The 11,011-nt window shown below is 67.9% G+C and carries 10 protein-coding genes; 3 read left to right on the top strand and 7 right to left on the bottom strand.

Features of this window, described 5'->3' with window-relative positions; all coding sequences use genetic code 11:
- Window position 1 precedes the first annotated feature (1 nt).
- From mexE to AC0J42_RS17050, 5 genes are all read right to left on the bottom strand, one after another.
- A complete protein-coding gene (gene mexE, locus AC0J42_RS17070) occupies window positions 2–1,237 on the bottom strand; it encodes a multidrug efflux RND transporter periplasmic adaptor subunit MexE (protein WP_416424752.1) in 1,236 nt (411 codons plus the stop codon).
- A gap of 1,002 nt (window positions 1,238–2,239) precedes the next feature.
- Entirely contained in the window at window positions 2,240–3,097 is an 858-nt protein-coding gene (locus AC0J42_RS17065) for an efflux RND transporter periplasmic adaptor subunit (RefSeq protein WP_473002618.1), read from the bottom strand.
- Window positions 3,098–3,107: 10 nt separating this feature from the next.
- The gene (locus AC0J42_RS17060; RefSeq protein ID WP_416424750.1) at window positions 3,108–3,308 is read right to left on the bottom strand and encodes a DUF1656 domain-containing protein; all 201 of its coding nucleotides are present in this window, start codon (window positions 3,306–3,308) and stop codon (window positions 3,108–3,110) included.
- Between the two features lie 17 nt (window positions 3,309–3,325).
- Window positions 3,326–5,338, bottom strand: coding sequence for an FUSC family protein (locus AC0J42_RS17055; protein WP_473002616.1), 2,013 nt, complete (start codon window positions 5,336–5,338; stop codon window positions 3,326–3,328).
- Window positions 5,335–6,816 carry an efflux transporter outer membrane subunit gene (locus tag AC0J42_RS17050; protein WP_416424748.1) on the bottom strand — a complete coding sequence of 494 codons (1,482 nt, stop codon included), beginning with the start codon at window positions 6,814–6,816 and terminating at the stop codon, window positions 5,335–5,337. The genes AC0J42_RS17055 and AC0J42_RS17050 overlap by 4 nt, the downstream gene beginning before the upstream one ends.
- Window positions 6,817–6,994: 178 nt before the next feature.
- Between AC0J42_RS17050 and AC0J42_RS17045 the strand changes: the two genes are divergently transcribed.
- Entirely contained in the window at window positions 6,995–7,942 is a 948-nt protein-coding gene (locus AC0J42_RS17045) for a LysR family transcriptional regulator (RefSeq protein WP_473002615.1), read from the top strand.
- 39 nt (window positions 7,943–7,981) lie between these two features.
- On the opposite strand, the gene AC0J42_RS17040 is transcribed toward AC0J42_RS17045, so the two are convergent.
- Window positions 7,982–8,401, bottom strand: coding sequence for a hypothetical protein (locus AC0J42_RS17040; RefSeq protein WP_416424746.1), 420 nt, complete (start codon window positions 8,399–8,401; stop codon window positions 7,982–7,984).
- A 72-nt stretch (window positions 8,402–8,473) separates the two neighbouring features.
- On the opposite strand from AC0J42_RS17040, the gene AC0J42_RS17035 reads away from it, so the two are divergent.
- Both AC0J42_RS17035 and nudK read left to right on the top strand, forming a co-directional pair.
- Window positions 8,474–8,854, top strand: coding sequence for a MerR family transcriptional regulator (locus tag AC0J42_RS17035; RefSeq protein ID WP_473002612.1), 381 nt, complete (start codon window positions 8,474–8,476; stop codon window positions 8,852–8,854).
- 37 nt (window positions 8,855–8,891) lie between these two features.
- Complete coding sequence (gene nudK / locus AC0J42_RS17030) at window positions 8,892–9,473, top strand: GDP-mannose pyrophosphatase NudK (RefSeq protein ID WP_473002611.1); 582 nt, start codon at window positions 8,892–8,894, stop codon at window positions 9,471–9,473.
- 4 nt (window positions 9,474–9,477) lie between these two features.
- On the opposite strand, the gene AC0J42_RS17025 is transcribed toward nudK, so the two are convergent.
- Complete coding sequence (locus tag AC0J42_RS17025; RefSeq protein ID WP_473006873.1) at window positions 9,478–10,809, bottom strand: MFS transporter; 1,332 nt, start codon at window positions 10,807–10,809, stop codon at window positions 9,478–9,480.
- Window positions 10,810–11,011 lie beyond the last annotated feature (202 nt).

The following is an 11,011-nucleotide window of genomic DNA, read 5'->3' as shown; positions in this document are numbered from 1 at the left end:
GTTAGCCGCGTGGCGTGGCGGCGCTGGCCAGGTTCACGCTGGCAGCGGCGGCGGGCTTGTTGCTGGCTTGCAGCGCCCGCAGTTGCTCGGCCAGGGCGGCGAGGGTGGCGGGGCTGGCCATGGGCGCGTCCTGCGGGTCGACCTGGGCGCCGGGGTGCACGCGCTGCAGGCCGTTGATGACGATGGTGTCGTCCTTGGCCAGGCCCGAACGGACGATGCGCAGGCCTTCGAGTTTCGGCCCCAGCTCCACGGTGCGGTAGGCGGCCTTGTGGTCCTTGTCCACCACCAGCACGTACTTCTTGCCCAGGTCGCTGGCCACGGCCTCGTCCTTGATCAGCACGGCCTCGTAGGTGGCGCTGCCCACCAGTTTCAGGCGGGCGTACAGGCCGGGGGTGTAGCTGCCGTCGCTGTTGTCGAACACGGCGCGGCCGCGGATGGTGCCGGTCTTGGGGTTGACCTGGTTGTCGACGAAGTCCATCTGGCCCAGGTGCGGGTTGCCGTCCTCGTTGGACAGGCCCAGGTACACCGGGGTGGTGGCGCCGCGCTCGCCCTTGCGCGCCAGCTGGCTGTACTTGAGGTACACGCGCTCGTCGGCGTCGAAGTAGGCGTACACCTTGTCGGTGGACACCAGGCTGGTCAGCGGCGTGACATCGGCGGTGACGATGTTGCCGGCGGTGATCTCGGCGCGGCTGACGCGGCCGCTGATGGGCGCGGTGACGCGGGTGAAGCTCAGGTTCAGGCGGGCCAGGTCCAGCTGGGCCTGGATGGCGGCCACGGCGGCGCGCGATTCCTGGGCGGTGCTGGTGCGGGTTTCGGCAAGCTCGGTGGAGATGGCGTTGCTGGCGCGCAGGCGCTCGCCGCGCTGGGATTCGCTTTCGGTACGGGTGGCGGTGGCGCGGGCCTGTTGCAGTTGCGCTTCCAGGCGGCGTACTTCGGCTTCGAAGGGACGTGGGTCGATCTGGAACAGCAGGTCGCCTTTCTTCACCAGGGCGCCTTCGGTGAAGGCTACCTGGTCGATCTGCCCGGACACCCGTGGGCGCACTTCAACGGTTTGCGGCGCCTCCAGGCGCCCGGTGAACTCGTCCCACTCGTTGATGGGCTGCTCCAGCACCTTGGCCACGGTGACTTTCGGCGCCGCTGGCGCCTGGGCCACTTCGGGGGCACGCCCGCAAGCACTCATCACCACGACCGCGAGGGCGGCCAGAGGGAAGCGTAGATGTTTGATTGACTGTTCCATGGGGCACGTCCACCACTGTATTGAGAATGGGCGGAGTGTGTTCGCTTGGGCGGGTTATCGACGAATCGAATGGGGCGAAGGTATATATCATTCACAATGATATTAGAGTGCCCCCAAGGCTCTGGGACGGGGATTTCGTAAGCTTGCTATCGATTTTGGTGATGGCGGACGCTACTGAAAAGGTGACGCCGCGAATGGCGTAGCCGCTGCCGCCAGGCTGCGCTGGCCCGGGTGTACGCCGCAGATCTTCAGCGTGGCTCAGAGCCAGCGCAGCCTTCGGCAGCGGCTACATCGCGTGGTAGCGGCCGCAGTTGGAAAAGGGGACGCCGCGCCAGGCTGCGCTGGCCCTGGCGTACGCCGCAGATCTTCAGCGTGGATCAGGGCCAGCGCAGCCTTCGGCAGCGGCTACATCGCCTGTAGCTGCCGCAGTTGGAAAAGGTGACGCCGCGAATGGCGTAGCCGCTGCCGCCAGGCTGCGCTGGCCCGGGCGTACGCCGCAGATCTTCAGCGTGGACCAGGGCCAGCGCAGCCTTCGGCAGCGGCTACATCGCGTGGTAGCGGCCGCAGTTGGAAAAGCGTACGCCGCGAATGGCGTAGCCGCTGCCGCCAGGCTGCGCTGGCCCGGGCGTACGCCGCAGATCTTCAGCGTGGACCAGGGCCAGCGCAGCCTTCGGCAGCGGCTACATCGCGTGTAGCTGCCGCAGTTGGAAAAGGTGACGCCGCGAATGGCGTAGCCGCTGCCGCCAGGCTGCGCTGGCCCTGGCGTACGCCGCAGATCTTCAGCGTGGACCAGGGCCAGCGCAGCCTTCGGCAGCGGCTACATCGCCTGTAGCTGCCGCAGTTGGAAAAGGTGACGCCGCGAATGGCGTAGCCGCTGCCGCCAGGCTGCGCTGGCCCGGGCGTACGCCGCAGATCTTCAGCGTGGATCAGGGCCAGCGCAGCCTTCGGCAGCGGCTACATCGCGTGGTAGCTGCCGCAGGCTGCGTCCGGCCGCGCCGCGGTTCAAGCGCCGGGGCTGATGACCACTGTGCAGGTCGTACCCGCCGCCAACACCATGTCCTCAGGCACGTCATCCAACTGAATACGCACCGGCACGCGCTGGGCCAGGCGCACCCAGTTGAACGTCGGGTTCACATCGGCCACCAGCTCGCGGCTCTCGGGGTTGTCGCGGTCGTAGATGCCGCGCGAGATGCTTTCGACGTGGCCCTTGAGCACTTCGCCGCTCATCATCTGCAACTGTGCCTTGTCGCCCACTTTTACGTTGGGCAGCTTCGATTCCTCGAAATAACCGTACACCCAGAACGAATGGCGGTCGACCACGGCCATCTTCGCCTCGCCCACCTTGGCGTAGTCGCCCGGGTGCACGTTGAGGTTGGTGACGTAGCCGTCGACGCTGGCCACCACCTGGGTGCGGGCCAGGTTCAGCTGCGCGGCGTCCAGCGCGGCCACGGCCTGCTGGTAGTCGGCCTGGGCGGCGCTGGCGGTGTTGCCGGCGTCTTCGCGGCTTTCCTTGGACACCACCAGGTTGTCCATGTCGGCGCGGCGCTTGGCGTTGACTTCGCGCATCTGCCAGGTGGCCTTGCGCGAGGCCACCAGGGCCTTGGCCTGGTCCACGGCCACCTGGTAGTGGGCCGGGTCGATGCGCATCAGCACGTCGCCCTTTTTCACCAGCTGGTTGTCGTGCACCGGCACCTCCACCACCACGCCGCTGACGTCCGGGGCGACGTTGATGATGTCGGCGCGCACGCGGCCGTCACGGGTCCACGGCTGGGCCATGTAGTGGTTCCACAGGGTCGAACCCAGCTGGGCGGCCACGGCCACCACCAGCAGGGTCGCCACTACGCTGAAGAGTTTTTTCATGGTTGGCGTCTCAACGGTAGATGGTCAGCGCCAGGGCGCTGAACAGGCAGATGAACAGGCTCAGGCGCACCAGCGGGGCGTGCCAGAAGAAGCGGTACAGGTTCAGCGCGATCAGCGCGCGGTCCAGCAGCCAGGCCAGCAGGGCGCTGGCGCCGAGCACCAGCAGCAGGGTCGGCAGGTACAGTTCGAGGAAAAACAGTTCGCGGGGCATGGTCGGTCAGGTCCGGGTCAGGCGCTGGCCAGCGGCGAGCGGGGGTTGAGCAGGGCGCTGCGGATAAAGTGCAGGTACGCCGCCTGGGGCTGCGCCGGGTGTGCCGCCAGGGCGTCGTCCAGGGCCAGCAGCGCCTGTTCGCGATGGGCCGCGCCGGGGCGGTCGAACAGCCGTGCCAGGGCCGCGCTGACCGTCGCCGGCGCCTGGCCCAGCTCGCGCAGGCGCACCAGGGCGTGGCCCACGTCCTGCACGCTCAGCGCCCATTGCAGCAGTTCGTCCTGCACCGCCGGGCGTGCCGCCGACAGCGAGGTGGCGTGCTGCAGCACGTCGCGGCTGCGGCTGTCGAAACGCTGGCGCAGGTGCTTCAGGCTGCCATGGGCGGCGAAGCCCACCTGGCGGCGCAGGTCGCGTTGCAAGTGGCGCCAGGCCCAGGGCGCGTTGCTGGGCAAAATCACCGCACCGGCGATGGCACACAGGCCGAAGGCGATGATGTTGGCGATGCAGTCGTTGAGGAAACCGCTGGGGTTATAGACCGTCAGGTTGGCCGGAATGGCGCCGGTGGCGAAGGTGATCAGGAAGCCCAGGCCGATGCCCATGGTGGACATACGGGTGGTCAGGAAGCCGCCGAACAGCAGCGCCGGGGACAGCACGAAGCACAGCAGGGGAAAACCGTCGATGTGCGGGTACAGCAGGAAGTATTCGACGAAGCCGAACAGGCTGCTGAGCACCACGCCCAGGCCCATCTGCACGCCTGCGCGCCACGGGTTCGGGGTGCTGGCGGTGAGGCTGATGCCGGCGGCCGCCGAGATCATCAGGCTGATGCCGCTGGGCCAGGCGGTGGCGAGCCAGAAGCTGGCGGCCAGGGCCACGGTCAGGAAACCGCGCACGCCCGAGGCGGCGCACAGCCACAGGTTGGTGCGCGGCGTGTAGCCGGCGGCCCATCGTTCGCGCGGGTGGCGGTGGCTGGCCAGCGAGGCGTGGGTCTGGGCGTAGTCGTGCAGTTCGTCGATCAGCCCCAGCAGCAGCTCGCCGGCGGTGTCCAGGTCTTGCTGGCAGGCGGTGGCCGGCAGGTGCCGGAGGCGCACGGCAGTGTCGGCGTGCAGGCGCTGCAGGCGCTCGGCCAGGGGCGCGGCGCCGGCGCTGTCCAGCGGCTGGTCGCGATAATCTTCCAGCAGCGTCACCAGCCCGGCCAGCGCCGGTTGCAGGTCTTGCCAGGCGCCTGGCGCTTCGTGGCGCAGGCGCTGAAGCTGCTGGTGCAGGGCGTTGAAGCGCGTGGTGCACTGCATGAATTCGCTGTTGAGGCGGCTCAGGCGGCCGCTGCGCATGTGCGTCAGCGGGTCTTCGAACACGGTCACGCTGCGCAGGTTCTCCAGGCCCACGGCCTCGGCCACCAGGCGGCGGTTGTGCTGGGCGAAGGCGCCTTCGGCCAGGCGGCCTTGCAGGCTGTCGGCGGCAAAAGCGGCGAACAGCCCCAGGCGCTTGCCGATGGTAGCGCGCAGCGCCGTGCGGCTGTTCTGCGGGAAGATCACCGCCGAGACCACGCCGCTGCAGATCACCGCCAGGCCGATCTCGATGGCCCGCCATACCGCCGACAGGTACACGCCTTCGGGGTGGGTGAGGGCCGGCACGCCGACGATGGCGGCGGTGTAGCCGGTGAGCACGAAGGCATAGGCCTGGAAGTTGCGGTAGCGCGCCGACAGCCCGCAGCACAGCCCCACCCACAGTGCCAGGCAGCCCAGGAACAGGTCGCTGTGCTGGCCGAACAGGGCGATCAGGGTGACCACCACCACCGCGCCCAGCAAGGTGCCCAGCAAGCGCCAGGCGCTCTTGGCAATGACCTGGCCGCTTTGCGGCTGCATGACGATGAACACCGTGGCCAGTGCCGTGGTCGGTTGCGGCAGCTCCAGGCGCAAGGCCAGCCAATAGGTGAGGAAGGTGGCAGTGAGCAGCTTGAACAGGTAGATCCAGGTCACGCCGTCACGTTCGGCCCAGGCGCGCAGGGCGGCGCGCCAGCCGTTGCCCAGGCTCATGGTTGCTGCTCGCCGCGCAGCAGCGCCAGGCCGGGCTTGGCCGGGGTGGCGCGGGCTGGATCGGGGCTGTCGTTGCCGGCGCGCACACCGCCGCCCAGGGCAATCACCAGCGAGGCCTGGGTTTGCAGGCGTGCGGCCTGCACCTGCTGCAGGGTCTGCTGTTCGCGGAACAGCTGGGTCTGGGCGTTGAGCACCTCCAGGTAGCCGGTCAGGCCGCGCTGGAAGGCGATGCGCGCAATGTCATAGCTGCGCTGGGCGTTGGCCACGCCCTGGCTGGCCAGGGTGAATTGCTGGTCCATGGAGTGGCGGCGGATCAGCTGGTCGCTGATGTCCTTCAGCGCCTGCACCAGGGTCTGGTTGTACTGGGCGACGGCCAGGTCGTAGCCGGCCGAGGCGGCGCCCAGCTGGGCGCGCAGGCGGCCGCCGTCGAAGATCGGCAGGCTCAGGGCCGGGCCCACGGTCCAGGTCTGCTTGCTGGCGTTGAGGAACTCCAGCACGCCACCGCCGGTGGCGCTGAAGCCGAGGCTGGCGGCCAGGTCCACGTCAGGATAGAACCCGGCGCGCGCCACTTCGATGCCGCGTGCCTGGGCGTTGACGCGCCAGCGGCTGGCGACCACGTCCGGGCGCTGGCCCAGCAGTTGCGCGGGCAGGCGGGCTGGCAGGGCCAGCGCGGCGCCCAGGGCCAGGGTCGGGCGTTGCAGGCTCTGCGCAGCGCCCGGGCCCTTGCCGGCCAGGGCGGCCAGCTGGTTGCCGCTCAGGGCAATGCTTTCATCCAGGCTGTCGATCTGGCGCAGGGTTTCGGGCAGCGAGGTCTGCGCCTGGCTGACCTCCAGCTGGGTGCCGATACCGTGGTCAAAACGCTTCTGGGCCAGGTCCAGCACCTGCTGCTGTTGCTTGAGCAGGGCCTGGAGAATGTCGCGTTGGGCGTACTGTTCCGACAGCTGGATATAGGCGCGGACGATGTTGCCCTGCAGTTCCAGCTGCGCGGCGCGCCCCTGGGCGGCCGCGGCGTGGGCGCTGTCCAGGGCCTGTTCAGTGGCGCTCTGCTCGCGGCCCCACAGGTCCAGGGAATAGCTCAGGCCCAGGGCGGCGCTGTTGTCGAAGTCGGTGACATCGGCCAGCTCGCCGGGGCCGTAGAAGTTGTCGGTGGGCCATTTGTGGCGGGTGATCGAGGCCTTGCCGTTGACCTGCGGCGCCTCATTGGCGGCGGTCACCCCGGCCATGGCCTTGGCCTGGCGCACCCGCGCGGCGGCTTCAGCCAGGGTTGGGCTATTGCGCTGGGCGTCGTCGATCCAGCGGTTGAGCTGGGCGTCGCCGTAGGCCATCCACCAGCGGCTGTCGGGCCAGTGGGCGTCGTTGCGGGCCTGGGCAATGGCGGCGTCGAGCTGCAACTGGTTGGCGGCCATGGGCTGGCTAGTCGGGCCGATGCCGTGGGTGCTGATGCAACCACTGATTGTTAACGTTAATGTGAGTAACATCAGGGGTAAGGCGTGTCTGGTCATGCGTGTATTCACCGCTGGTCGTTCCCCTGATGTGCCCGTTGATTATGGATGGGGAGGATTTTACCGGCTGGCGGCTGATGCAATAAACGCAACAACACATGATTGTTTGTTGTAATTAATTTTATAATCACCCGGTCACTCGGGGAAACGTCAGATGAACATCCTCCAATACATGCGCGCCTTCGTCTGCGTGGCGCAAACCGGCAGCTTCACCCTGGCCGCCGAGCAGATGAACACCACCACCGCCAACCTGTCGCGCGCGGTGTCGAACCTGGAAAGCCACCTGCGCACCCGGCTGCTCAACCGCACCACCCGGCGCATCGCCATGACCGAGGCGGGCAAGCGCTACTACCACCGCTGCGAGAGCATCCTGGCCTCGGTGGCCGAAGCCGAAGCCGAGGCCGAAGCCACCCAGGACTACGCCGCCGGCAGCCTCAAGGTGCACGCCATGGCGGGCATCGGCATGCACTACGTGATCGAGGCCATGGCCGACTACCGCGAGCGCTACTCCGAGGTGAGCTTCGACCTGCACCTGAGCAACCGCGTGCCCGACCTGATCGAGGATGGCTTCGACGTCTCCATCGTGCTGGCCGCGCAGCTGCCCGACTCGGGCTACATCTCCCAGCGCCTGGGCACTATCTACAGCGTGCTGTGCGCCGCGCCGCGCTACCTGGAGCGCCGCGGCGGCGGCCCGCGCACCCCGGCCGAGCTGGAAGAGCACGACTGCCTGCTGATGAGCAGCGTCGCCTACCCGGACAACCGCTGGCAGTTCGAAGGCCCCGACGGCCCGGAAGTGGCCTCGCTGCGCGCCACGCCGTTCCAGGTCAACGCCATCGACGCCATGCGCGTGGCCATCCGCAGCGGCATGGGCATCGGCGTGCTGCCCAGCTACTCGGCCATCGACGGCCTGCGCAGCGGCGAGCTGGTGCGGGTGCTGCCCGGCTACCGCCTGCAGCGCCTGAACCTGTACGCCATCTACCCGTCGCGGCTGTTCCTGGACGCGAAGATTCGAACCTGGGTGGAGCACTTGCGAGCGTCGTTGCCGCAGGCGCTGGCGGATGAGGAAAGTGACTTGAATGCCACCCAGCCACTGTCTTCCTGACAAACACCGCGTCGTCTGCATCGCGACCAAGGTCGGCTCCTACATCGTCCGTGGTAGGAGCCGACCTTGGTCGCGATTAGGCGACAATTGCAATGCCCCGAAGGTGAGCTCCATCAGCGTGAAGGCGAGGATGATCGGGCTGGCGCCGCTGAGCACCGCCACCACCTGCCACAACGCGAACAACCCCCGCGCCGCGGCGTCGTACAGCCCGTGTTCGGGCCGGGTGTGCCGCAGGCGCAGCAGCGCCCAGACAATCACCACGCTGCCCAGCAGGTTGGCCAGCAGCATGTGCGCAGGGTCGGTGAGCGGCTGCGGCGCACCCAGGCCCAAGGTTGTCGATAGACCGGCCAGCTGGCCGAACAGCCAGTGCATGCTCCAGGGCGTCATGAACGCCGCCGTGGCGAACAGGTCGTACCAGGCACTGGTGCGCACCAGGCGCAAATAGCGGGGGGTATCCATTGTGACAGGCTTCCTTAGTGATAGGATCGCCAGGCTAAACCCTGGTGCTTGGTCCAGGGTCAAGGGGGCAGGATGAAAATAGGGCAGGTGGCCGCGCTGGCCGGGGTGAGCTGTGACGCGCTGCGCTTCTACGAGGAGCGCGGGCTGATCCATTGCACCCGCAGCGCCAACGGGTACCGGCACTATCACCCGGACACGGTGCAGCTGGTGCAGTACATTCGCACCGCCCAGCAGCTGGGTTTCAGCCTGGCCGAGGTGGGTGAGAACCTGCCGGCGCTGTGGCAGGCCAGCGACGAGCCGGCCGAGCGGCTGGCGGCGGTGTTCGCGCAGAAACTGGCGGCCATCGACGCGCGCATCGCCCAGTTGCAGGGCTTGCGCCAGACCCTGAGTGCGCGGGCGCAGGCGGTGTGCCCGCTGGCGCCGGTGCTTGACGCCAGCAAGGCCGGCGGGTAACCCTGCGCCCTTGGCGTTTTACCCTCAAGGATTTTCCATGGCCGACAGCCCCATTCGCATTACCGGCAAGGTACTGCTCTCTGACAACTGGTACCTGCTGAACAAATACACCTTCGACCTGCGCCGCCGCGACGGCAGCTGGCAGACCCAGACCCGCGAGGTGTACGACCGCGGCAACGGCGCCACCATCCTGCTGTACAACCTGGCCAAGCGCACCGTGGTGCTGATCCGCCAGTTCCGCCTGCCCACCTTCCTCAACGGCCACGACGGTTTCCTGATCGAGACCGCCGCCGGGCTGCTGGACAACGCCAGCCCCGAGGAACGCATTCGCCTGGAAGTGGAGGAGGAGACCGGCTACCGGGTCAAGGCCATCGAGAAGATCTTCGAGGCCTTCATGAGCCCCGGCGCGGTGACCGAGCGCATTCACTTCTTCATCGGTGAATACGAGGACGGCGACCGCGTGAACGCCGGCGGCGGCCTGGAAGCCGAGGGCGAGGACATCGAGGTGCTGGAGCTGGGCTTCGACGCAGCGCTGGCCATGGTCAGCAATGGCCAGATCGTCGATGGCAAGACCATCATGCTGCTGCAGTACCTCGAATTGCGCATCATGCCGCGCTGAGCACTCAGCCCTGCAACACTTGCGCGCCGGCCTGGCGCGGCAGCTTGATGGCGTCCACCAGGGCAATCAGGCCCAGCACCGCGATGCCCAGGAAGGCCACGCGGAAGTCGCTGGGCTGGGCCTGGGCGGCGTGGCCCTGGACGCTCATGGACAGGCGCAGCAACAGCGCCGCGGCAGCCACGCCGACGCCCATGCCCAGCTGGAAGAACATGCTGAACAGGGTCGAGGCCTCGCTCATGCGGTCCTTGGGCACGTCGGCAAAGCCGATGGAGTTGTAGCAGGTGAACTGCATCGAGCGCGACAGGCCACCAATGAACAGCACCAGCACCACCAATGGCCACGGCGTGCTGGCGCTGAACAGCGCGCAGGCAGCGATCGACGCCACCCCGATCAGGCCGTTCACCAGCAGCACCCGGCGGAAGCCGAAGCGGCGCATGGTGGCGGTGGTGAAGGGTTTCATCGCCAGGTTGCCGGCGAACACCGCCAGCACCAGGCTGCCGGCATACACCGGGGAGAAGCCGAAGCCCACCTGGAACAGCAGCGGCAGCAGGAACGGCAGGGCGCTGATGGCCACGCGGAACAGCGAGCCGCCGAAGATGCTGACGCGGAAGGTGTCGATGGCCACCGGCCCCAGGGGCAGCAGCGGCGAGGGGTGACGGCGGCAATGGCGGATGGCCAGCACCGCCAGCACCGCACCGGCCACCAGCAAGCCGAGGCCGGTGCCCACGTGCTCGGCGCCGCCCAGCCACTCCAGGCCCAGCATCAACGCCGCGCAGGCACCGGCCAGCAGCAGGAAACCGAGGCTGTCGAACGGCCGGGTGTTTTCAGCATGGCCCTTGGGCACCAGCCACAGCGCGCAGCCCAGGGCGATGGCGCCCAGCGGCAGGTTGACGAAGAAAATCCACGGCCAGGAGGCGTGGGTGACGATCAGCCCGCCCAGCGGCGGGCCAAGGATCGGCGCCACCAGGCCGGGCCAGGTGATGACCGCGATCATCTTCACCAGGTCCTTCTTCTCGGTGGTGCGCAGCACCGCCAGGCGCCCCACCGGCACCATCATCGCGCCGCCGATGCCCTGCAGCACGCGGGCCGCGACGAAGCTTTCCAGGCTCTGGCTCAGGCCGCACCACAGCGAGGCCAGGGTGAACAGGCTGATGGCGCAGGAAAACACCCGGCGGGTGCCGAAGCGGTCGGCCACCCAGCCCGACAGCGGAATGAAGATCGCCACCGCCAGCAGGTAGGCGCTGATGCCGATGTTGAGGTCCACGGGGGCCTTGCCGAATTGCTGGGCAATCTGCGGCAGGGCGGTGCTGATCACCGTGGCGTCGAGGTTCTCCATGAAGAAGGTGACGGCCACCAGCAGGGCGATCCAGGTGGCGGGCGTGGGGCGGTTGTCGGGCACTGTGGGGTTCCTTGTGTTGCCGAACGACGTACGAACAGGTGAGTCCGCGTTTCATTCTGCCTTCGGGGAAACCTTTTGTAACACCAATTTTCATCGCTACCAGATGAAACTGGGAATACACAACCGTCTTCGGTGGGAG

The sequence above is a fragment of the Pseudomonas sp. Tav-5-1A genome (genome assembly GCF_055755055.1).
Note: the sequence above shows the minus strand (reverse complement) of the source record. Positions and strands in the feature narration are given on the sequence as shown.